General features: G+C 65.1%; 19 protein-coding genes and 1 pseudogene. 15 read left to right on the forward strand and 5 right to left on the reverse strand.

What is annotated here, in order from left to right:
• The first annotated feature begins 61 nt into the window (after nt 1-61).
• The 5 genes from HMPREF0298_RS03265 (at nt 62) to bioD (ending at nt 4,580) form a co-directional block, all read left to right on the forward strand.
• Nucleotides 62-619, forward strand: a complete 558-nt coding sequence (locus HMPREF0298_RS03265) for a methylated-DNA--[protein]-cysteine S-methyltransferase (RefSeq protein ID WP_425358137.1) — start codon at nt 62-64, stop codon at nt 617-619.
• Nucleotides 620-723: 104 nt separating this feature from the next.
• Nucleotides 724-1,491 (forward strand): fructosamine kinase family protein, encoded by a 768-nt coding sequence (locus HMPREF0298_RS03270; protein ID WP_006839674.1) that lies wholly within the window; start codon nt 724-726, stop codon nt 1,489-1,491.
• A complete protein-coding gene (locus tag HMPREF0298_RS03275) occupies nt 1,491-2,771 on the forward strand; it encodes an adenosylmethionine--8-amino-7-oxononanoate transaminase (protein ID WP_006839675.1) in 1,281 nt (426 codons plus the stop codon). The genes HMPREF0298_RS03270 and HMPREF0298_RS03275 overlap by 1 nt, the downstream gene beginning before the upstream one ends.
• Nucleotides 2,761-3,912, forward strand: coding sequence for an 8-amino-7-oxononanoate synthase (locus tag HMPREF0298_RS03280; RefSeq protein WP_006839676.1), 1,152 nt, complete (start codon nt 2,761-2,763; stop codon nt 3,910-3,912). Before HMPREF0298_RS03275 ends, HMPREF0298_RS03280 begins: the two co-directional genes overlap by 11 nt.
• Complete coding sequence (gene bioD, locus HMPREF0298_RS03285) at nt 3,909-4,580, forward strand: dethiobiotin synthase (protein WP_006839677.1); 672 nt, start codon at nt 3,909-3,911, stop codon at nt 4,578-4,580. The genes HMPREF0298_RS03280 and bioD overlap by 4 nt, the downstream gene beginning before the upstream one ends.
• A 272-nt stretch (nt 4,581-4,852) precedes the next feature.
• On the opposite strand, the gene nadE is transcribed toward bioD, so the two are convergent.
• Nucleotides 4,853-5,689 (reverse strand): ammonia-dependent NAD(+) synthetase, encoded by an 837-nt coding sequence (gene nadE, locus HMPREF0298_RS03290; protein WP_006839678.1) that lies wholly within the window; start codon nt 5,687-5,689, stop codon nt 4,853-4,855.
• Between the two features lie 117 nt (nt 5,690-5,806).
• Between nadE and ykgO the strand changes: the two genes are divergently transcribed.
• The 4 genes from ykgO (at nt 5,807) to nrdE (ending at nt 9,257) form a co-directional block, all read left to right on the forward strand.
• Nucleotides 5,807-5,929, forward strand: a complete 123-nt coding sequence (ykgO, locus tag HMPREF0298_RS03295; protein ID WP_006839679.1) for a type B 50S ribosomal protein L36 — start codon at nt 5,807-5,809, stop codon at nt 5,927-5,929.
• Nucleotides 5,930-6,248: 319 nt separating this feature from the next.
• Nucleotides 6,249-6,479 (forward strand): glutaredoxin-like protein NrdH, encoded by a 231-nt coding sequence (gene nrdH / locus HMPREF0298_RS03300; RefSeq protein ID WP_006839680.1) that lies wholly within the window; start codon nt 6,249-6,251, stop codon nt 6,477-6,479.
• Nucleotides 6,480-6,533: 54 nt separating this feature from the next.
• The gene (gene nrdI / locus HMPREF0298_RS03305) at nt 6,534-7,079 is read left to right on the forward strand and encodes a class Ib ribonucleoside-diphosphate reductase assembly flavoprotein NrdI (RefSeq protein ID WP_006839681.1); all 546 of its coding nucleotides are present in this window, start codon (nt 6,534-6,536) and stop codon (nt 7,077-7,079) included.
• Nucleotides 7,080-7,091: 12 nt separating this feature from the next.
• Complete coding sequence (nrdE, locus tag HMPREF0298_RS03310; RefSeq protein WP_006839682.1) at nt 7,092-9,257, forward strand: class 1b ribonucleoside-diphosphate reductase subunit alpha; 2,166 nt, start codon at nt 7,092-7,094, stop codon at nt 9,255-9,257.
• A gap of 39 nt (nt 9,258-9,296) precedes the next feature.
• On the opposite strand, the gene HMPREF0298_RS03315 is transcribed toward nrdE, so the two are convergent.
• Nucleotides 9,297-10,007, reverse strand: a complete 711-nt coding sequence (locus HMPREF0298_RS03315) for a FadR/GntR family transcriptional regulator (protein ID WP_006839683.1) — start codon at nt 10,005-10,007, stop codon at nt 9,297-9,299.
• A 158-nt stretch (nt 10,008-10,165) separates the two neighbouring features.
• Here HMPREF0298_RS03315 and nrdF point away from each other — a divergent pair, with 158 nt between their 5' ends.
• From nrdF to serB, 3 genes are all read left to right on the forward strand, one after another.
• The gene (gene nrdF, locus HMPREF0298_RS03320) at nt 10,166-11,164 is read left to right on the forward strand and encodes a class 1b ribonucleoside-diphosphate reductase subunit beta (protein WP_006839684.1); all 999 of its coding nucleotides are present in this window, start codon (nt 10,166-10,168) and stop codon (nt 11,162-11,164) included.
• Nucleotides 11,165-11,480: 316 nt separating this feature from the next.
• On the forward strand, nt 11,481-13,271 hold the full coding sequence (gene ctaD / locus HMPREF0298_RS03325; RefSeq protein WP_006839685.1) for an aa3-type cytochrome oxidase subunit I: 1,791 nt from the start codon (nt 11,481-11,483) through the stop codon (nt 13,269-13,271).
• 138 nt (nt 13,272-13,409) lie between these two features.
• Nucleotides 13,410-14,663: a phosphoserine phosphatase SerB gene (gene serB / locus HMPREF0298_RS03330; protein ID WP_006839686.1), complete on the forward strand. Its 1,254-nt coding sequence runs from the start codon at nt 13,410-13,412 to the stop codon at nt 14,661-14,663.
• On the opposite strand, the gene HMPREF0298_RS03335 is transcribed toward serB, so the two are convergent.
• Both HMPREF0298_RS03335 and HMPREF0298_RS03340 read right to left on the reverse strand, forming a co-directional pair.
• Nucleotides 14,660-16,639, reverse strand: coding sequence for an ATP-dependent DNA helicase (locus HMPREF0298_RS03335; protein WP_006839687.1), 1,980 nt, complete (start codon nt 16,637-16,639; stop codon nt 14,660-14,662). The genes serB and HMPREF0298_RS03335 overlap by 4 nt on opposite strands.
• A 34-nt stretch (nt 16,640-16,673) precedes the next feature.
• Nucleotides 16,674-18,011 carry a nicotinate phosphoribosyltransferase gene (locus tag HMPREF0298_RS03340; RefSeq protein WP_006839688.1) on the reverse strand — a complete coding sequence of 446 codons (1,338 nt, stop codon included), beginning with the start codon at nt 18,009-18,011 and terminating at the stop codon, nt 16,674-16,676.
• A 105-nt stretch (nt 18,012-18,116) separates the two neighbouring features.
• On the opposite strand from HMPREF0298_RS03340, the gene clpS reads away from it, so the two are divergent.
• Complete coding sequence (gene clpS, locus HMPREF0298_RS03345; protein ID WP_050758327.1) at nt 18,117-18,404, forward strand: ATP-dependent Clp protease adapter ClpS; 288 nt, start codon at nt 18,117-18,119, stop codon at nt 18,402-18,404.
• Nucleotides 18,405-18,423: 19 nt separating this feature from the next.
• Nucleotides 18,424-18,963: a DUF2017 domain-containing protein gene (locus HMPREF0298_RS03350; RefSeq protein ID WP_006839690.1), complete on the forward strand. Its 540-nt coding sequence runs from the start codon at nt 18,424-18,426 to the stop codon at nt 18,961-18,963.
• A 3-nt stretch (nt 18,964-18,966) separates the two neighbouring features.
• Here the strand turns inward: HMPREF0298_RS03350 and HMPREF0298_RS03355 are convergent.
• Nucleotides 18,967-21,106: pseudogene (locus tag HMPREF0298_RS03355) on the reverse strand (excinuclease ABC subunit UvrA).
• A gap of 174 nt (nt 21,107-21,280) precedes the next feature.
• Here HMPREF0298_RS03355 and HMPREF0298_RS03360 point away from each other — a divergent pair.
• Nucleotides 21,281-22,258 carry a P1 family peptidase gene (locus HMPREF0298_RS03360; protein ID WP_006839694.1) on the forward strand — a complete coding sequence of 326 codons (978 nt, stop codon included), beginning with the start codon at nt 21,281-21,283 and terminating at the stop codon, nt 22,256-22,258.
• Nucleotides 22,259-22,279 lie beyond the last annotated feature (21 nt).

Raw genomic sequence — 22,279 nt, forward strand, 5'->3', positions numbered from 1 at the left:
TCGCACTGATCTATTAACCTTAGCGCCCTGCCTGAAGAACCGTGCCGGGGCGCTTTCTCGTCTGTCCGAATTCATTTTCGCCCCCGGGTGCACCGCTACACTAGGGGGCATGCCACTTTCCTGGACCACCATCGACAGCCCGATCGGTGAGCTGTTGCTCGTCGGGTCCCCCGAAGGTGTGGTGCGCATCGCGTTTGAGTGCGAGGACCTCGATGACGTGCGCCGCAACATCTCGGACCGCACCGGCGAGCAGCTTGAGCCAGGTCCGCTCGGACAGGCAGAAAAGCAGCTCGCCGAGTATTTTGCAGGCCAGCGCAGGGAATTCAACCTACCGCTCGACTGGCGCCTGAGCACGGGGTTTCGAGCCCAGGTACAGCGTGCATTGACAGGTATCGCCTACGGCGAGACTCAGACCTACGGCCAGCTCGCGCAGCGTGTGGGAAGCCCCACGGCCGTGCGCGCGGTCGGCAGCGGCTGCGCCACCAACCCGCTGCCGATCGTCGTACCGTGTCACCGGGTGCTGCGCAGCGACGGCTCCCTCGGCGGTTATCGAGGCGGCTTGGAGATCAAGCAGTACCTGCTTAAGCTGGAGTCAGGTAATGCACCTACTTCAGGCTAAGAGCGGACGGGCAAGAATGCGCCGTTTAGTCGGTTTTGGACGCATTCTTTCCCTTCCGGTCTTCACCTGAAGCAACGGCGGGAGGTGAGCTACGGTGGCGCGACATGAGTCGCAAATTTACAAAGCACGGGAGTGCTCCTCAATCCGCCACTGCGGAGGCCGCGGGCCTGCGTTGGCTGCGTGAGGGCAGCGACGCGGTGGTGGAAGTCTACGACGTTGACGCCGCAGCCAACACGCTCACCATAGAGCACGTCGACACCGTCCGGCCAACACCCGCCGCGGCGATGGGGGCGGGCCGCGAACTGGCCAAGATCCACGCTTGCGGTGCGCAGGCCTTCGGCGCTCCGCCGGCCAGCTGGGGCGGACCGAACTTTATCGGGCGCGTCGAGCAGGAATGCACTCCAACCGAAAGGTGGGCCAACTTCTACGTACACCAGCGCGTCCTGCCCTTCGCCCACAGGGCCCACGCGGCGGGAAACCTGCGGGACACCGGCCTCGAAACGGTCGAGCGCGCATGCGAGGCGCTGCTGGAGGAAGACGAAAACGCCCCGCTCGCGCGCATCCACGGCGACTTGTGGTCGGGAAACCTGCTGTTTTCCGCACATGGTCCGCGGTTTATCGACCCCGCGGCCCACGGCGGGCACCCGCTGACCGATATCGCGATGCTGGAGCTGTTCGGCGCCCCGTTTGTCGAGGAGATCGCCGAGGGGTACTTAGAAGAGGGTGTCCTTGGCGCCGATTGGCGCCGCAGAATCCCCATCCACCAGCTGCACCCATTGGCGGTGCACGCCCAGACCCACGGGCCGAGCTACGCGGATGCGCTGGTGCGCGCGGCGGAGCAGACACTGCGGGTTGTACATTCTGGTGTGTGATGGACGACCAAAGCCTGCTGGCCCTCGATGCACGCCACGTGTGGCACCCCTACGGCGCGTTTCCTCCGACGACGGCGCCGCTGCCTGTGGCGTCGGCAAGCGGCGTGCGCCTCAAGCTTGCTAGCGGGCGGGAGCTGATCGACGGGATGAGCTCGTGGTGGGCGGCGATACACGGGTACCGCCACCCGCACATGGACGCCACAGCACACCGCCAGGTCGACGTGCTCAGCCACGTGATGTTTGGCGGGCTGACGCACGAACCGGCTGTCACGCTCGCCGCACGCCTCGCCGCGATGGCGCCGGGGGAGCTGGACAAGGTCTTCCTCGCCGACTCCGGCTCGGTGAGCGTGGAGGTCGCGGCGAAAATGGCGATCCAGTACCAGCGCTCCCGCGGGCACGCGGGGCGCACGAAGCTGGCCACGTGGCGTGGCGGCTACCACGGCGACACGCTCACCCCGATGAGCGTCTGCGATCCGGAAGGCGGGATGCACGCGATGTGGCGCGCGGTTCTACCGGCCCAGGTGTTCGCGGACGCCCCGCCGCGCGAGTTCGACGCGGCCTACGCCACCGAACTGAGACAGATGGTGCAGTCCCACGCCCACGAGCTCGCCGCCGTGATCGTGGAACCGGTGGTGCAAGGCGCCGGTGGGATGCGCTTTCACCACCCCGCCTACCTTCACGAGCTGCGGCGAGTGTGCGATGAGACGGGCGTGCTGCTGATTTTCGACGAGATCGCGACCGGGTTCGGGCGCACCGGAGAGCTCTTCGCAGCCGACCACGCCCAGGTGGCACCGGACATCATGTGCGTGGGCAAGGCGCTCACCGGCGGGTACCTAAGCCTTGCGGCGACGCTGACCACACGAGACGTCGCCGAGGTGATCAGTCGCGGGGAGGCCGGTGGGCTGGCGCACGGGCCGACGTTCATGGGCAACCCTTTAGCCTGTGCGATCGCGAACGCTTCGCTGGACCTCGTCGAGGACGGGCAGTGGCGCGTGCAGGTGCCGCGCATCTCCGGCTGGCTCGAAGAGGGCCTCGTGCCCGCGAGAGAGCTTCCCGGGGTGCGCGATGTCCGCGTCCTGGGCGCCATCGGTGTGATCGAGCTCGAGCACGACGTGCCCATGCAAGTGGCAACGGATGCGATTACGGAGCACGGCGTGTGGCTGCGACCTTTCCGCAACCTGATTTACACCATGCCACCTCTCATCTGTACGGAACACGAGATTGCCGCTATCTGCCGTGCGGCGATCGCCGGAGTAATGTCGTTTTCCCATGGAAGCTGAATCGCCGTCTCGTGCCTTGGACTGGCTCGACGAGGAAAGCCGCCGGCGCAGCGCGGCGGGACTTCACCGCGTGCTACGGCCGCGCAGCCCGGAGATGTCCCTGCTGGACCTCGCGTCCAACGATTATCTCGGGCTCTCCCGCCACCCGGAGGTCATCGCCGGAGCGCGGCGCTCGCTTGAGCGCTGCGGGGCTGGTGCGACGGGATCGCGCCTGGTCACCGGTACGCTCGATGAACATGATGCGCTCGAGCGCGAGCTTGCGCAGTTCTGCGGGCAGCCGTCGGCGCTGGTCTTCTCATCCGGTTACATGGCCAACTTGGGGCTGGTGACGGCGCTGAGCGGGCGCGGTGCGCTGGTGGTCTCGGACGCGGGCTCGCACGCCTCGCTTATCGACGCCTGCCGGCTCTCGCGCGCCCGAGTCGTCGTCACGCCGCGCGGTGATGTTGACGCGGTGGCCGAGGCGTTGAAGTCCCGCGCCGAGCCGCGCGCCGTGGTGCTCACCGACAGTGTGTACTCCACCGATGGGGCGCTTGCGCCCGTCGCCGAGCTGCACGCAGCGGCTCGCGAGCACGGAGCCGTGCTGGTCGTCGACGAGGCGCACGGCTTCGGCGTGCGCGGCGCCGGTGGGCGGGGATACGTCCACGAGCTGGGTCTCGCGGGGCAGGAGGACCTCGTCGTCAGTGCGACACTGTCGAAGGCGCTCGGCGCACAGGGAGGGGTGGTCTTCAGCTCGCCGCGCGTGCGCGCACACCTGGTGGACACCGCTCGCTCATTCATCTTCGACACGGCGCTGGCGCCGCCGATGGTCGGTGCGGCGCGCGCGGCGTTAAGTGTTCTACAGCGTGAGCCAGAACGAGCTGCCCGGGTACTGAACGTCGCATCGCAACTGGTCGCAGCAACAAATGCGGCGGCCCCGGAGAGCGCGGTCGTGTCGGTCGTTCTCGGCGACTCGGAGCGCGCGGTTGCCGCCCGCGACGCGGCGCGCGACCGGGGGTTGGAAGTGGGATGCTTCCGCCCGCCGTCGGTGCCGGCGGGCACCTCGCGGCTGCGTCTGACCGCCCGCGCCGATTTAAGCGATGCGGAGGTTTCTCGCGCGGCGCTCATCCTGCGCGACATTGTGGAGGAGTATTCACATCTATGACGAAGTTCATCGTGGTCTCGGGCACAGGCACCGAGATCGGCAAGACCGTTGCCACCGCGGCGCTGGCCGCGCGCGAAGTGTCCGACGGCACCCGCGTGGGAATCGCCAAACCCATCCAGACCGGGCTCGAGCCCGGTGAGGACGGGGACTGCCACGTCGCGGCTCGACTCGCGGGGATCACGGCTGCCTTCGAACACCGCCGCCTGCGCGAGCCGCTTGCGCCGGAAACAGCGGCACGCCGCGCCGGAGAGTACCAGTCCACGGCCGCCGAGCTGGCACAGGCGGTGCGCCACTGGGCTTCGGGCCAGGATCTCGACGTGGTGTTTGTGGAGGGCGCCGGCGGGGTACTCGCGAGGCTGGGAACCGATACGACGATCATCGACGTCGCGCGTGAGCTCGATGCGCCGGTCGTGCTGGTCACGTCCGCCGAGCTCGGAACCCTGTCGGCAACCGAGCTTGCCACGCGATACTTACGCGCCGAGGGCCTTGAGTGCCTGGGGCTGGTCATCGGTTCGTGGCCGGATGCCCCGGACTTGGCCCAGCGCTGCAACGTCGAAGACCTTCCGCGACTGACGGGGGAGAGGCTGCTGGGTGCGGTGCCACGCGGGGCGGGATCTCTCGCCCCGGAGGAGTTCGCGCACCGTGCGCCGGGCTGGTTTTGCCCCTAGATGTACCGGTGGGACTAGGGTTTTGTGGTTTGTTGCTGGCTGAGTGTGACTTTTCACCGTCTGAGATGTCACGGTGAAGCCAACCCGGCCGCCGCCGACCTGGGGTTTTACGGACTGTTGCTGCGTGAGTGTGACTTTTCACCGCCTGAGATGTCACGGTGGAGCCACCCCGGCCACTGCCGACCTGGGGTTTTACGGACTGTTGCTGCGTGAGTGTGACTTTTCACCGCCTGAGATGTCACGGTGAAGCCACCCCGGCCGCCGCCGAAAACCTAGCGCCACCAGGTGTCGAAGGGCGCGGGCGGCATATGGCGCTTGTGCTGGCCGACGCGCCAGAGGTGCTCGAGGCGCTCGCGGGCGTCGTCGGGAATGCTCTTGCCTTCCAGGTAGTCGTCGATGTGCGCATACGTGATGCCGAGCGCTTCTTCGTCGGGAAGCGCCGGGCGGTCGTCCTCGAGGTCGGCCGTGGGGATCTTCTTCCACATCGCCTCGTCCGCGCCGAGCTCGCGCAACAGTGCGGCCCCTTGGCGCTTGTTCAGCCCGGCGAGCGGCAACAGATCTGCGGCACCGTCGCCGTGCTTGGTAAAGAACGCTGTGACGTTCTCCGCGGCGTGGTCAGTGCCGATGACGAGCAGGCCGCGCTCACCAGCAATCGCGTATTGGGCGATCATGCGCATGCGGGCCTTGATGTTTCCCTTGTTGAAGTCGCGCACTTCCGCGCCCCCGAGGGCGTCGCCGACGGCGTCGGCAAGCGCGCTGGTGGCGGGCTTGATGTTGACGGTGAGGCGCTCGTCCGGGCGGATGAATTCGAGCGCGCGCCGGGCGTCGGCCTCGTCCGCCTGGGTGCCGTGGGGCAGCCGGACGGCGCAAAACGTGGCCTCGTGACCGCTCGCGCGAAGCTTTTCGACGCTCAGTTGCGCAAGCCGGCCCGCGAGGGTGGAATCCTGGCCGCCGGAAATACCGAGGACGAAGCCCTTGGCGCCGGAAGCGAGGAGGTAGTCGGCGAGGAAATCCACGCGCGCCTCTATCTCCGCGGCGGCGTCGATCGTGGGTTTGACGCCCAGCTGCTCGATGATCGTCTCCTGTAAGCTGGGGCTCTGCGCGTTCATGAGGTCTATCGTAGCGCTTTTGGTGATCTGCCCTGGGTGGGGTAATCTCGTACTCCGTGTTGCGACTCCCGCTCGGGGGTCGTGTGAGAGATAACCGAGAGAAGAAAGGAGCGCCCGATGAAGGTTCGCAAGTCGCTTCGGTCGCTGAAGAACAAGCCGGGCGCCCAGGTTGTGCGTCGCCACGGCAAGGTTTACGTCATCAACAAGCGTGATCCGCGCTTCAAGGCCCGCCAGGGCTAGTCGCGAAGACTTCGCTGCACAAAACGCCCTGCCACCTCTGCTTACACGGAGGCGGCAGGGCGTTTTTCGTGGTTGGACACGTGTCTCGGGGAGCGGAAAGCACATTGGTGTAAGACGTGGCAATGAGCGCATGCCTACATGTGGGCCGCGATTCGCTTATATCCTGGTAATTCCACCGGTGTAACTACTATATATAGTATCGGTTGCCTAAATTGGCCACAAAGTATAGTGTTTATCAGTGTTACTCCGACGGGGTTCGGAGCTGAGCTAGACCGCCCAGAAGACAAGTTCAATCTCACCGAGGAAGAGCGCACAGGTTATGTCCATCACCGTTTACACCAAGCCAGCTTGCGTCCAGTGCAACTTCACCACCAAGGCCCTCGACAAGGCCGGACTCGAATACACCCTCGTTGACATCACCGTCGACAACGAGGCCCGCGACTACGTCATGGCGCTGGGTTACCTTCAGGCCCCGGTCGTCGAGGTCGGCGGGGAGCACTGGTCCGGTTTCCGCCCGGAGCGCATCCAGCGTCTGGCCCAGGCCGCCTAAACAGCCGGCAGGCACCACATACTCAGGAGACGGAGAGGGGGTCAGAGGAAAACGATGCTCATCGTCTACTTCTCTTCCGCCACCGGAAACACCCAGCGGTTTGTGGAAAAGGTCGGCCTGCCCGCTGCCCGCATCCCGCTGCACCGCACCGAGGATGAGCTCATCGTCAACGAGCCGTATGTCCTCGTCTGCCCCACCTACGGCGGCGGGGCGTCGCTCACGAGCGACAACACCCGGCCGGTGCCGAAACAAGTGATCAAGTTCCTCAACAACGAACACAATCGCTCACTGATCCGCGGCGTGATCGCCGCGGGCAATTCTAATTTCGGGCCGGACTTCTGCCTTGCGGGTGAAGTCATCTCCCGCAAGTGCCGCGTCCCGCACCTGTACCGCTTTGAATTAATGGGCGATGAACACGACGTTGACTATGTCCGTGAGCAACTCGTCGACAACGCCCACGCCCTGGGGCTAGACCCGCTTGATCGGGCGGACGTCGATAAGCTCGCTGCTCGTGCCGATGAAATCCGGCAGGAGTCCGCGCAGCGCCTTGAAAGTCTCCGTAAAAAATACGGCCGCAACAACCACCAGAAGACAGCATAGGAGCCTTGAATCGTGTCTACCCCCACCCTCGGCAAGAACGTCGCAGAGCCCGTTTCCCAGGCTGAACAGCTCGACTACCACGCGCTCAACGCGCTGCTCAACCTCTACGACGAGAACGGTGAAATCCAGTTCGAGAAGGACCGCGAGGCCGCGAACCAGTACTTCATCCAGCACGTCAACCAGAACACCGTCTTCTTCCACGACCTGGAGGAGAAGATCGACTACCTGGTGAAGAACAACTACTACGAGCCGGAGGTTATCGACGCCTACGACTGGCAGTTCGTCAAGGACACCTTCAAGCGCGCCTACTCCTACAAGTTCCGCTTCCAGTCCTTCCTGGGCGCCTACAAGTACTACACCTCCTACACGCTGAAAACCTTCGACGGGCGCCGCTACCTCGAGCGCTTCGAGGACCGCGTCTCCATGACCGCCCTGTTCCTCGCCAGCGGCAACGAGGAGACCGCCTCCGCGCTTGTCGACGAAATCATGACCGGCCGCTTCCAGCCCGCCACCCCGACCTTCCTCAACGCCGGCAAGGCGCAGCGCGGTGAGCTCGTCTCCTGCTTCCTCCTGCGCATCGAGGACAACATGGAATCCATCGGCCGCGCGATTAACTCCTCGCTGCAGCTGTCTAAGCGCGGCGGCGGCGTGGCCCTGCTCCTGTCCAACATCCGCGAGGCCGGGGCGCCGATCAAGCACATTGAAAACCAGTCTTCCGGCGTCATCCCGGTGATGAAGCTGCTCGAGGACTCCTTCTCCTACGCCAACCAGCTCGGCGCGCGCCAGGGCGCCGGCGCGGTGTACCTCAATGCGCACCACCCCGACATCTTGCGTTTTTTGGACACGAAGCGCGAAAACGCGGATGAGAAGATCCGCATCAAGACCCTCTCGCTCGGTGTCGTCATCCCGGATGTCACCTTCGAGCTGGCCAAGCGCAACGACGACATGTACCTGTTCTCCCCCTACGACGTCGAGCGCGTCTACGGGCTGCCCTTCGCCGACATCTCGGTCACGGAAAAGTACGAGGAGATGGTCGAGGACCCGCGGATCCGCAAGACCAAGATCAACGCGCGGCACTTCTTCCAGACGATCGCGGAGATCCAGTTCGAGTCCGGCTACCCGTACATCATGTTCGAGGACACCGCTAACCGGGCGAACCCGGTGAAGACGGGCCGCATCAACATGTCCAACCTCTGCTCCGAGATCCTGCAGGTGAACTCGCCGTCCGTGCTGAACGAGGACTTGAGCTACGCCGAGGTCGGCCACGACATCTCATGCAACCTCGGTTCGCTCAACATCGCCAAGACGATGGATTCCGACAACTTCTCCCGCACGGTCGAAACCGCTATCCGCGGGTTGACCGCCGTGGCGGACAAGACCTCGATCGAGTCCGTCCCGCCCGTGCGCGACGGCAACAACGCCTCGCACGCCATTGGCCTGGGCCAGATGAACCTCCACGGCTACCTCGGCCGCGAGCACATTGAGTACGGCTCCGAGGAGGGCCTCGACTTCACCAACGCCTACTTCGCCGCCGTGATGTACGAGGCGATCAAGGCTTCCCACGCCATCGCCGTGGAAAAGGGGGAGCGTTTCGCCGACTTCGACAAGTCCGAGTACGCCACCGGCGAGTTCTTCGACCGCTACGACCCGGCCGATTTCCAGCCGAAGACGGACAAGGTCAAGGAGCTCTTCGCCCGCTCCAGCGTCGCGGTGCCCACCGCGCAGCAGTGGGCGCAGCTAAAAGCTGACGTCGCGCGCGACGGCATCTACAACCGCTACCTGCAGGCGGTGCCGCCGACCGGGTCGATCTCGTACATCAACAACTCCACCTCGTCGATCCACCCGATCGCCTCGAAGATCGAGATCCGCAAGGAAGGCAAGATCGGTCGCGTCTACTACCCGGCGCCGCACATGGACAACGAGAATCTGTCCTACTTCAAGGACGCCTACGAGATCGGCTACGAGAAGATCATCGACACCTACGCCGTGGCCACGAAGTACGTTGACCAGGGCCTGTCGCTGACGCTGTTCTTCAAGGACACCATCACCACCCGCGACATCAACCGCGCCCAGATTTACGCCTGGCGCAAGGGCATTAAGTCGCTCTACTACATCCGCCTGCGCCAGATGGCGCTCGAGGGCACCGAGGTTGAGGGCTGCGTCTCCTGCATGCTTTAAGCGCGTGCTTGTCGACGCCCCCTGCAACCGCCGCCTTTTCTAGCAGCTGTGGCAGGGGGTGATGTCCGCCATGACCACCTTCGCGGCGCGCTCGGCACCGTCTGCGTCACCGGCGGCGATGGCCTCGGCGAGCGCCAAGTGTGCGTCGACGGCGTCCGGCCCGGGGATAGACTCCTTCGCGCCGTAGAGGGTGCGGCCCTCCAGTGCGTGGAGGATAGACGGGGCCAGGGCGAGGAACATGTCGTTGCGCGAGGCCTTGAGAATTAGGGTGTGGAACTTTAAGTCCGCGGCGAGGAACTCCTCGCTGTTGCCCTCCTTGGCGAGCTCGACCATGGACTCCGCCAATTCGATGAGCTCGGCGGCCTCAGCCTTCTCGGCGTGGCGCGACGCGATGACCGCGGCAACGGGCTCGACCGAAAAACGCAGTTCGCTCAGTTCCTTCAGCTGGCGCTGCGCGTCCGCCTTCCAGCGCCATCCGATGATGGCCTGATCAAAGACATCCCACTGGCTGGCGGGCAGCACCTTAATGCCGACGCGGCGCGAGGACAGAACAAGCCCGAGCTGTTCAAGCGCCCGCATCACCTCGCGCGCGACTGTGCGCGAAATCTTAAAACGCGTGGACAGATCGTTCAGCGTAAACGTGTTGCCTGCGGGGATGACGCCGGAGACGATTTCGGTCCCGAGGGTGTCAAGGATGTTGTTCAGAAGCGGTTCGGCGGGGGTGGTGGGGGTTTCGGGCGCGAGATTCATAGATTCCAACCTAGGGGAAGTGGACAGGTCAACCGTAGCTACTTACATATCTTGTATCTTTATCCCCCGTCGGTGCCACGGTGTTAGCACCCGACCCCGCCGCCGCGACCGAGCTAGTCCGAGGTGCGGCGCTCCCGGACCAACGCTGCGTGGCTAGTATGGGGTGCGTGACTGAAGAGTACGAGCGCTACCTGCACGCCCACGACAAACCTGTGAAGGCGATCAACTGGAACACGATTCCGGACGACAAGGACCTTGAAGTCTGGGACCGCCTCACGGGCAACTTCTGGCTGCCCGAGAAGGTGCCCGTGTCCAACGACATACCGTCGTGGCGCACCCTGAACGATTACGAGAAGACCGCGACCATGCGCGTGTTCACAGGCCTGACCCTCCTGGACACGATTCAGGGCACCGTCGGCGCCGTGTCGTTGCTGCCGGACGCCAAGACCATGCACGAGGAGGCCGTCTACACCAACATCGCCTTCATGGAGTCCGTTCATGCGAAGAGTTACTCCAACATCTTCATGACGCTCGCGGACACCCCGGCGATCAACGACGCGTTTCGCTGGTCCGAGGAAAACGAGAGCCTGCAGCGCAAGGCGAAGATCATTTTGAGCTACTACGAGGGCGACAACCCCCACAAGAAGAAGGTCGCCTCGACGCTGCTCGAGTCATTTCTGTTCTACTCCGGCTTCTACCTGCCGATGTACTGGTCGTCTCACTCCAAGCTGACCAACACCGCTGACGTGATCCGCCTCATCATCCGCGACGAGGCCGTCCACGGATACTACATCGGCTACAAGTACCAGCGCGGACAGGCCGACCTCAGTCAGGCAGAGCGCGATGAGTTGAAGGATTACACCTTTAACCTGCTCTACGACCTCTACGAAAACGAAACCCAGTACACCGAGGACATCTACGACCCGCTGGGCTGGACCGAGGACGTGAAGCGGTTCCTGCGCTACAACGCCAACAAGGCGCTAAACAACCTCGGTTACGAGGGACTTTTCCCGCAGGACGAGACGAAGGTTTCCCCGGCGATCCTGGCATCGCTTTCGCCCAACGCCGACGAGAACCACGACTTCTTCTCCGGCTCCGGTTCCTCCTACGTCATCGGCAAGGCCGAAGACACCCAGGACGACGACTGGGATTTCTGATCCTGACTACTTCGCTGAAGGGGCCACGCGGTGACGCTGGCCCCTTTCGTCTGCCCGTCGTCTGCGCGCGGACTACCTCGGATGGGGTAGGCAGAAAACCCCGCCGGGAGCAGGGGCAAGGGCGGAAGTGGTCACGTGGGCGTCGAAAAGCCAGCCCATATGGGGGCATCCGACTTCGCTGAAGCTGTGAGGGCTGGCAAAACGATGCACCAGTGGCTTATGATTACCGGGTATCAGTTGTGGCATCAGCGCCAACTGCCGGCCCGGAGAACGCGGGCGGAGACAGTGCGCGGGTGCCGTCAGTCAGGAGGATCGCATGACCGCAGTGGCGCCAAGGGTGGACACCTACGTCCCGCCCGCTCGGCCTGAACCCACGGGCAACGCCCGCAAGGGCTCGAAGTTCTACAAGTTGCTGACCACCACCGACCACAAAGAACTCGGCATTCTCTACATCATCATGTCGTTCGTGTGGTTCTTTGTCGGTGGCCTGATGGCGCTGCTGATCCGTGCTGAGCTCTTCAGCCCGGGCCTGCAGTTTTTATCCAACGAGCAGTTCAACCAGCTGTTCACCCTCCACGGCACGGTGATGCTGCTGGCCTTCGGCACACCCATCGTGTGGGGCTTCGCCAACTATGTTCTGCCGCTGCAGATCGGCGCCCCGGACGTGTCCTTCCCCCGCCTGAACGCGTTCGGTTTCTGGATCACCCAGGTCGGCGTTCTGGCCATGCTCGCCGGCTTCCTCACCCCAGGCGGCGCGGCCGACTTCGGCTGGACCATGTACATGCCGCTTGCCGACGCCACCCACACGCCGTCCGTGTCCGCGAACCTGTGGATCATCGGCGTCGGCGCCACCGGTATCGGCACCGTCGCCTCGGCTGTGAACATGCTCACCACCGTGCTGACCCTGCGCGCGCCGGGCATGACCATGTTCCGCATGCCGGTGTTCACCTGGACCATCTTCGTGACCTCGATCATCGCCCTGATGGTCTTCCCGCTGCTGCTCGCCGCCGCAATGGGCGTGCTGTACGACCGCCTCCTCGGCGGCCACATCTACGACACTGCCAACGGCGGCGCCATCCTGTGGCAGCACCTCTTCTGGTTCTTCGGCCACCCCGAGGTGTACGTCCTCGCACTTCCGTTCTTCGGCGTCATCTCCGAGATCATTCCGGTCTTCTCCCGGAAGCCGATCTTCGGCTACATCGGCCTGGTGTTCGCGACCCTGGCGATCGGCGGCCTGTCCATGGCCGTGTGGGCGCACCACATGTTCGCCACCGGTGCGATCTTGCTGCCGTTCTTCTCCTTCATGACGTTCCTCATCTCCGTGCCCACGGGCGTGAAGTTCTTCAACTGGCTGGGCACCATGTGGAACGGCCACATCACCTTTGAAACCCCGATGCTGTGGGCAACGGGCTTCCTGTTTACCTTCCTTTTCGGTGGTCTGACCGGCGTCATGCTCGCCGCCCCGCCGCTGGACTTCCACCTGCACGACTCCTACTTCGTGGTTGCGCACTTCCACTACACCCTGTTCGGCACGGTTGTGTTCGCCTCCACAGCGGGTGTGTACTACTGGTTCCCGAAGATGACTGGGCGCATGCTCGACGAACGCCTGGGCAAGATCCACTTCTGGTTCACCGTCGTCGGCTTCAACATGACCTTCCTGGTTCAGCACTGGCTAGGCAACATGGGCATGCCGCGCCGCTACGCCGACTACCTGGACACCGACGGCTTCACCCTGCTCAACCAGGTGTCCACGGTCGGTGCGTTCATCCTGGGAATCGGCATGCTGCCGTTCATCTGGAACGTGTTCAAGTCCTGGCGCTACGGTGAGGTCGTCACCGTCGACGATCCGTGGGGTTACGGAAACTCGCTTGAGTGGGCGACCTCCTGCCCGCCGCCGCGCCACAACTTCACCGCGCTGCCGCGCATCCGCTCCGAGCGCCCCGCTTTCGAGCTGCACTACCCGCACATGGTTGGCCGCCTGCGCCGCGAGGCCCACACCGGCCACAGCGATGACACCCCCGCTACCTACAAGGGTGCTAACCACGAGTTCGACCAGGCTGGAAACAAGGGTGAGGCTGAAGAAGCAGTCGGCGCACTGAAGAAGTAGTGGCGCCCGCCTCCCCGACTGACACCTCAGCAAAGACCCCCGCACCTCGGCGGGGGTCTTTCGCGTCCGCCCACCACTACGGCGGGGTAGCATAAGCGGTGTCAACGATTGGTCGATACCTTCACAAGGACTACACGCATGCCCGCTTTCGAGGTTGAGCTCCAGCAGGGGCTCAAACACGCCGTCATCACCACCTCCGGCCCGGACCGTCCCGGTGTATCCGCCGCGTTCTTCACGGTGCTAGCCGACCATGGCGTGCAGCTCCTCGACGTCTCCCAGGTGGATTTCCGCGGCCAGCTGATGCTGTCCGCCTTCGTCGGGATGGACCCGCTGAGGCTGACCGACCTGGAGCGCGAGCTGCGCGCAGGGCTGTGGGAGTTCGGCCAACGAGTCACCATCGAGACGGGTGGGGAAGTCCGGGCGGTCTCGCGGCCACGTTCAACCCATGTCATCGTCATGCTCGGCAACCCGGTGCAGGCCCAGCAGGTCTCGCGCCTCGGGGCAACGCTGGCGGGCTTCGGCGCGAACATTGACCGCATCAACGGCATTTCCAACTACCCGGTGACCGGCCTGGAGTTCCGCGTCACGCTTCCCGATTACAGCCCTGGGGGCGGGCGGAAGGTGCGCGAGGCTCTCGCGGAGCTATCCAACGAACTTGGCGTCGACTTGGCCATGGAGAACGCCGGACTGCACCGGCGGGCGAAGCGCCTGGTGTGCTTCGACTGCGACTCCACACTGATCACCGGTGAGGTCATCGAAATGCTGGCGGCACACGCCGGAAAGGAAGCCGAGGTCGCCGAGGTGACGGAGCGTGCCATGCGCGGCGAACTCGACTTCGAGGAATCCCTGCGCGAAAGGGTGGCGACCTTGGCGGGCCTAGACGCCCGCGTGATCGACGAGGTCGCCGCCGACATTGAGCTGACCCCGGGGGCGCGCACGACGATTCGCACGCTCAACTCCATGGGATACCGCACGGCTGTGGTCTCCGGCGGTTTCATCCAGGTCCTCGAAGGCCTCGCCGAGGAGCTCGATCTGGATTACGTGCGGGCCAACACGCTCGAGATCGTCGACGGGAAGTTGACCGGCCGCGTGATCGGTGACATCGTCGACAGGCAGGCCAAAGCACGGCTTCTCGCCGGGTTCGCGAAGGACTCGGGGCTGCAGATGTCGCAAACGGTGGCCGTCGGCGACGGCGCCAACGATATCGACATGCTCGGCGTGGCGGGCTTGGGCATCGCGTTCAACGCCAAGCCCGCTCTGCGGGAGGTTGCGGACGCCAGCGTGAACCACCCGTTCCTGGATGAGGTGCTCTACATCCTCGGCATTCCGCGCGAGGAGATCGACTACGCCAACGAAGCCGCGGGGATCGTCGGGCGCGTCGCACTCGACTAGGCCGGGCGGTTTCGCGATGGCGCCGCGACGAGGCGTCGTAAAGCGGCGCGAACCGTTTCGGGGTCGGTGGTCTCCCAAAACGCCGGTAAACTCTTGCGCAGAAACGACCCGTAGCGCTTCGTGGTCAGCCGGTTATCCAGCACCGCGACGACACCCCTGTCATCCACAGAGCGCAGCAGCCGCCCCGCGCCCTGGGCCATGAGCAGCGCGGCGTGCGTGGCCGAGACCTCCATAAACCCGGAGCGGCCCGCGGCATCGGCGGCCTTCGCGCGCGCCTGCAGCAGCGGATCATCGGGGCGGGGAAAGGGAATGCGGTCGATGATGACGAGGGAGAGCGACGAGCCGGGCACGTCCACGCCCTGCCACAACGACAGCGTGCCGAAAAGACACGAGTTCTCGCTGGCGGAAAACGCGCTGACCAGCGCACCAGTCGAAGTTTCGCCCTGGAGCAAAATGTCGAAGGGCAACCGCGCGCGCATCGAGTCGGCGGCCTGCTCGGCGGCCCGGCGCGAGGAGAACAATCCCAGTGTGCGGCCACCGGCCGCGGTGATCAGCTCGGCCATTTCATCAAGCGTCTCTGCGGCGAGACCGTCACGCCCGGGCGCCGGAAGGTGCGCTGCCGTGTAGAGAATTCCGGATAAACGCGGGTTGAAAGGCGTGCCGGCATCCATCCCATCCCACGTCCCGTCGGGCAGGCCCCACGCGGCGGCGACCGCGTTGAAGTTGCCGCCAATGGTCAACGTCGCCGAGGTGAGCACCACGGTGTGTTCACCGAAGAGCCGCTCGCGCAACAGGGACGCCACCGACAACGGGGCGACGGACACGGAATCACCGAAGCGCTCCGAGCGGGTCAACCACACCACGTCGGTGTGCTTCGCCGGGTCATCCTCGTCGAACACGCCGAGGATGCGCACTATGGCGTCGTGCAGGTCGCCGAGGTGGTTTTTCAGGTTTTCGCGCTCGGCGAAACTCTCCGGTTGGTTCTCCGCCTCGCCCTCGGGGCCTTTCGCAATGGACTCGCGGGTGCGCCACAGGGCGTCGCGCACCGCGACGAACCCGCCGCGTGCCGCCTCCGAGATGTTTTCCCAACGGCCGGGTGCTTCCGCGTTCATCGCGGCGGCGAAATCATCGACCACCGTCTCCAGCTCACCCTTCTTCGCCCCCAGCTTGTCCGCGCGTCTCGACGCCATAGTCAACGCCTTAGCTGAAATCTCGTTGGTGGCCACAGAGGTAATACGCCCGTCGAGTTCATGGGCCTCGTCGATGATGACCACGTCGTGTTCCGGCAGTACATCGGTATCAGACAGCGCGTCGATGGCGAGCAGCGCGTGGTTGGTGACCACGAGGTCGACGTTGCGGGTGCGCTCGCGGGCCAGTTCGGCGAAGCAGTCCTCGCCGTGCGGGCAGCGCGCCGCGCCCAAACACTCGGAGGAGGTGACGGAGACCTGCCGCCACGCAAGGTCGGGTACGTCGGGTTGGAGATCGTCGCGGTCACCCGTTTCCGTCTCCTGGGCCCACTCGTTTACCCGTTTGACGTGGCGGCCCAGCCACGAGATGTCGTCTTCCTCGATCAGCGCGTCCGGGACGTCGCCCGGCAGCGACAGCTTGTGCCGGCACACGTAGTTGTTGCGGCCCTTTTGGATCGCGAAGGTGGGGCGGCGCTCCAGCAGCGGCTCGAGGGCGTCGGCAAGCCGCGGCAAGTCGCGCTCGACCAACTGGCGCTGCAGCGCAATCGTCGCCGTGGATACTACAACGGTGCCACCGGTCGCGTGGGCGTGGCGGATCGCCGGGACGAGATAGGCCAGTGACTTTCCAGTGCCCGTGCCGGCCTGCACGGCGAGGTGGCGCTCCGCTTCAAGCGCCCGGGTCACGGCCTTGGCCATGGCGACCTGTCCAGGGCGCTCCGCCCCGCCGAGGGCGTCGACGGCGGCGGCGAGAAGGTCTGTGGTCGCTTGGGCTAGAGGCTGGTCACTCACGGGAATCCAGTCTAGGGCCGGGGGCGGGCAAGAACTATTCCGCGGGTTCCGGGAATCCGATGAAGTGGGTCGGAATGGCGGGTTCGTCGCGCGACAGCGCCAGGCCCTCCCAGGGAAGGGTCGTGCGGGCGGCTGCGAGATAATCGCGGGCCTGCTCCAGGTCGCTCTGGTGTTCCACGATCTGACCGTCGCGGATCAGCGGGATGACCATCTCACGGTAGGTCAGCGCCTTCTTCCGGGTGATCTCCGTGTCGGCGGGGTGGATGAGCTCGGCGACGGCGACACCGGAAGCGCGGTAGGCGCGAAGCGCCGACTTCGTGCCACCGTAGGTGACCTTGCCGCGGGAGCGCTTCGCCACCGGGTGGCCCTCGACCTCGACCAGCTTGTAGACCATCCCGGCTGTCGGAGCGCCCGAGCCGGTGACCACGGAGGTGCCGACGCCGAAACCGTCAACCGGGTCGCTGCGCAGACCGGCTATGACAAACTCGTCGAGGTCGGACGAGACGATGATCTTGGTGTCGACGGCGCCGGCGTTGTCCAGCTGCTTGCGCACCTGGCGGGAGACGATGCCGAGGTCACCGGAGTCGATGCGCACCGCCCCCAGCTTCGTCCCCGCAACCTCGAGGGCGTTTTCCACGCCCTTCGTGATGTCGAAGGTGTCCACCAGCAGCGTGGTTTCCGGGCCCAGGCTCTCGACCTGGGCGGCAAACGCGGCCTTTTCGTCGGGAACACCGTTTTCATCAACGTGCAGCAGCATCCAGGAGTGCGCGGCAGTGCCCGCTTTCGGGATGCCGTAGCGCATCGCGGCCTCCAAGTTCGAGGTGGACGAAAACCCTGCGATGTAGGCGGCGCGGGCGGCGGAGACGGCGGCGCGTTCGTTCGTGCGGCGCGATCCCATCTCGATGAGTGGGCGGCCGTCGGCGGCGGTGACCATGCGCGAGGCGGCGGACGCCACGGCCGAATCCGAATTGAGGATCGACAGGATCACCGTTTCCAAAATCACGCACTCCGCGAACGTCCCGCGCACCGTCAACAGCGGCGAGTAAGGGAAATAGATCTCTCCCTCGCGGTAGCCGTCAACCTGACCCGAAAAGCGGTAGTTGCGCAGGTATTCCCTCGCCTCCTCGGAGAGGAAGTCGGCCGAGGCTAGCTGCTCCGGGGTGAACCGGAATTGGCAGATCGCATCCAGCACCCTGGCGATGCCGGCGAGGACGCCGTAGCGACGGCCGTCGGAAAGCTTGCGAGCAAACACCTCGAACGTGCACTCGCGGTGCGCGGTGTCGTCCTGGAACGCGGCATCGAGCATGGTCAATTCGTACATGTCGGTGAGAAACGCCGTCGATTCGTGCGACTGAGCCTGAACGTTGGTCATGCGTCAACAGCGTACTCGCCGGCTGCGCGTGCGCGACCGGTTGCGGGTAAAGTCGTGCGCATGATGTGTTCAGGTTCGTCTCAGTTGCACGCAATGGGTTCCCCCATGGCGACTCCCGAGCTCGACGAGCAACTCGAGGTCGACGTGGTAGTCAGCGAGAACCTGCCGTGGATGTGCATCGTGTGGGACGACCCCGTCAACCTCATGAGCTACGTCAGCTACGTGTTCCAAACCGTGTTGGGCTACGACCGTAAGCGCGCCAACGAGCTGATGATGCAGGTCCACACGGAAGGCAAAGCTGTCGTCTCCTCGGGTGAAAAAGACAAAGTCGAAGGCGATGTTAAGAAGCTGCACACGGCCGGGCTGTGGGCCACCATGCAGCAGGCGGGGTAAGAGGGGAGCGCACTTTTACATGGAGCACTGGAAGCGCAAGAAAGGTCTCATGCGCTCGGGAGTGAAGTTCACCACCCGATTCGAGCCGTTGGAGCGCGAAGTCATCGGAGACCTCACCGCCACCGTGTCGGAGGCACTGATCGCGAGAGCCCAATCCGCGCCGAAAGACGAGTTCTCGGAGATGATGGGCCTGTCCACCGGCCACTCCGAGGCACCGGTCGACCCGCGGATGCGCCGTCTCCTGCCCGATTTTGAGATGGAGGGCGACGAGGAGTTCGACGGCGACAACGGGCTGCTGCGCAGCCTGCACGAAAACGACATCATCAAAGCGAAGCTGATGAACCTGCAGGTGATCAACACAGCGCTCGGCCCGACCGGCGGGGTGGATGTCTCTATCGACGAGGCCGAGGCGCACAGCTTCCTCGCCGCGCTCAACGACATGCGACTCTACGTCTCGGAAGACGATCGCGGCGGCGAGGCGGAGGCGCAGGACCGCGAAACACTCTTAGAGTGGCTCGCGTTCTGCCAAGACTCGCTGCTTCAAGCGATGGCCGATTAGTCCCTACAGGGTTGCCGGCACCCGCCCTGTCGCAATGTTGTCGCGTTCGGCGATGTCCGCGGGCGTGCCGTCGGCGCAGATCTCGCCGCCCTTGGCACCCGCGCCGGGTCCCATCTCGACAACGCGATCGGCTTGGGCGATCACGCTGAGGTTGTGCTCGGCGACGACGACGGAATTGCCGGCGTCGACAAGCCTGTTGAGCTCCGTCACAAGCTTGTCCACATCCCAAGGGTGCAAACCGGTTGTCGGTTCGTCGAGAACGTAGAGCGTGTGCTGCTTCGAGCTTTGCCGGGCGCGCTGCAGCTTGGTGGCCAGCTTGATGCGCTGAGCTTCGCCGCCGGAGAGCTCTGGAGCGCCTTGCCCGAGGCGCAGGTAGCCTAGGCCGACCGCGCGCAGGGATAAAATGGCGTGGCGAATGGTGGCCTCCTCGGCGAACACGTCGAGGGTGTCGTCCACGGTGAACTCCAGCACCTCGGCAATGGTGTAGCCGTTCCAGGTCACATCTAGGGTTTCGTCGTTGTAGCGCGCGCCGGAGCAATCCGGGCACACGGTGTAGCTGCCGGGTAGATACACCAGCTCCACCTCGATGGTGCCGGCACCGTTGCAGGTGGGGCAGCGTCCCGGCTTCATGTTGTAGGAGAACTGGGTGACACCCCACCCGCGGCGCTTCGCCTCGTCAGTGTCGGCGAAGAGCTTGCGCACCCGGTCGAACAAACCGGTGTAGGTGGCCAGCGTCGAGCGCGCCGTGCGTCCAATGGGCTTTTGCATCATACGCACCAGGTAGTCAACGTCCTCGGCGCCGGTGACCGAACCGATCCTCACGGCGGCAGGGTCGTCTACGTCCTTCGCCGACTCCTGCGCCGCGGCGCTGCCCTTGGTGACCACGCTGATCTGTCGCAGCGCGGTGGGCAGCGTCTCGGTGATCAGCGTCGACTTGCCTGATCCGGACACGCCCGTCACCGCGGTGAACGTGCCCAGCCCGAGGCGGAAGTCGACACCCTGAAGCGAGCGGGCGTGGATGTCGGAGATGACCAGTTCGCCGGTCGGGGTGCGCGAGGTGTCGTTGAGCTGCGGGCCGGTCGAGGCTCAAGTGCTCGATGCCGAGCTCCACCACAGTGCGCAGCGTGGACACGAGCTGGGACAGAAGCAGCCGCTCCGCCTCGTCGCGGGCGTCTTCGCCCTCCTTCGGCTCCGGGTCGAAGCGCTCATCGAGGATGGCCAGCAGCTCATCCATCGGCAGCGCGGTGAGGGCGTCGATAGGCAAGGACGCGTAGGTGACTAGCAGGGCATCGGGGGTCAGGCGCCGGCCGTCGCACATGTCGCAGGTGCTTTGATTCATGTAGCTGAGCACGCGGCGGCGAAGTGCGTCGGAATGTGTCTCGTGCAGGGTGTCGGTCAGACAGTTCGCGACCGACTTCCACGTTCCCTTGTAGGTTTTTCGAATCTGATCTGCACCGCGCACCGGGGAGATGGTCACCATCGGTCGCTCGTCGGTGAACAGGATCCAGTCGCGGTCCTTCTGGTCGAGATCTTGCCACGGGGAGTCGAGGTTGACGTCGAGCGCGTCGAGGATGGCGAGGAAGTTCTTTCCAGCCCACGCCCCGGGCCACGCCGCGATCGCGCCCTCGTTGATGCTTTTCGACGGATCCGGGACCATCGTGCTCTCCACTGGGCGGTGCACCACACCGGTGCCCTGGCACTTCGGGCACATCCCGGCCGTGGTGTTCGGTGAAAACGCGTCGGAATCTAGCCGCCCACCGTTTCTTTCGCGCACCCCTTCCGCATAATCGCCGCACCGCGAGTACAAAAGGCGCACCGAGCTTGACAGCGTGGAGAAGGTGCCGACGATCGAGCGCGCCCCGCCCGAAGTCTTCGACTGCTCAAGCGCCACCGTCGGCGGCAGGCCCTCGATGTTTCCCACCTTCGGGTCCACCGCGCCCGCGATCAGGCGCCGGGCAAACGGGGCGACCGACTACAGGTAGCGTCGCTGGGCTTCGGCGTGGATCGTGCCGAACGCCAGCGAGGACTTACCCGAGCCCGACACCCCCGTCACCACGACAACCTTGTTGCGTGGGAGCGACACGTCAACATGTCGCTGGTTGTTCAGGTGCGCGTCGTGTACGGCAATCGAGTGTGCATCCATAAACAGAAAGTCTATGCCCGTGGAAGCCGGCCCTGCCGAGCGTGGAGCGCGCCAACATCGGCTCAGGGCGCAGCAAGGTGTCGAAAACGGGGTTCGGGGACACGCCGATCGAATTCGCCGCCGACATCATCGACGGGCCGCGCTGCGGGCGATAAGTCCGTTTACACTAGGCCCGTGGGTCACTTACACACGGAAATATTCACTGTGCTCGGCGTCGGCATCGGCCACGTCTCGCTCGGCGACACCGGCGTCACGGCGCTGGTCTCGCGGGATCCGCAAGGCATGATCGGAGCCGTTGACGTGCGCGGCGGGGGACCGGGCACGCGCGAGACGGACCTATTGGCACCCCACAACACGGTCGAGCGTGTCCACGCGATCGTGCTCGCCGGGGGCTCCGCCTTCGGGCTTGCCGCCGCCGACGGGGCGATGGGGGAGCTAGAGGCCCGCGGCATCGGATTTGAGGTCTTCGGCGATGGCGTGGCTGGCCCGAGGGTGCCGATTGTCCCCGCTGCCGTGATCTTCGACCTCGTCGTCGGCGACAGCGCCCACCGCCCGCGAGCCGAGGACGGTGCGGCCGCGGTCGCGGCGGCGCTCGATCACACCGCCCCGGTTGCCACCGGCAGCGTCGGTGCCGGGTGCGGAGCGACGGCGGGTGTGCTGCGCGGCGGTTTCGGCGTCGCGTCCGTCGAGGTGGGGGACTCATTGGTCGCGGCCGCCGTGGTGGCCAACCCCATGGGCTCGGTCATCGACCCCGCCACGGGACTGCTCTACGGCGACCCCACGCAGCCCGCCGTCGAGCTCGACACCTTCAACACGCTGGAGCGCCCAGGCCCGAAGCTCAACACCACCATTGGTGTGATCGCCACCACCGCCTCGCTTCGCCCCGCGCAGTTGCAGCGCCTGGCCATCGCCGGCCACGACGGGCTGGCCAGGGCGGTGCGCCCCGCGCACTCCCCGCTGGACGGGGACACCTTGTTCGCCGTGTCCGTGCCCGCGGGGGTCGGGGCGTTGGAGGTGGGCGTCGATAAGCTCGCTCCTCTGACTGCCGCCGCCGCGGACGCGGTCCAGGCTGCGATCGTCGACGCGGTCGCCCACGCGACGGGGGCTTACGACATCCCAGCGTGGTGCGATATTGTCACCACCGACGGCTAAGCAGCACTAAGCTGTGGGGCG

The sequence above is a fragment of the Corynebacterium lipophiloflavum DSM 44291 genome (assembly GCF_000159635.1).
GTDB lineage: Bacteria > Actinomycetota > Actinomycetes > Mycobacteriales > Mycobacteriaceae > Corynebacterium > Corynebacterium lipophiloflavum.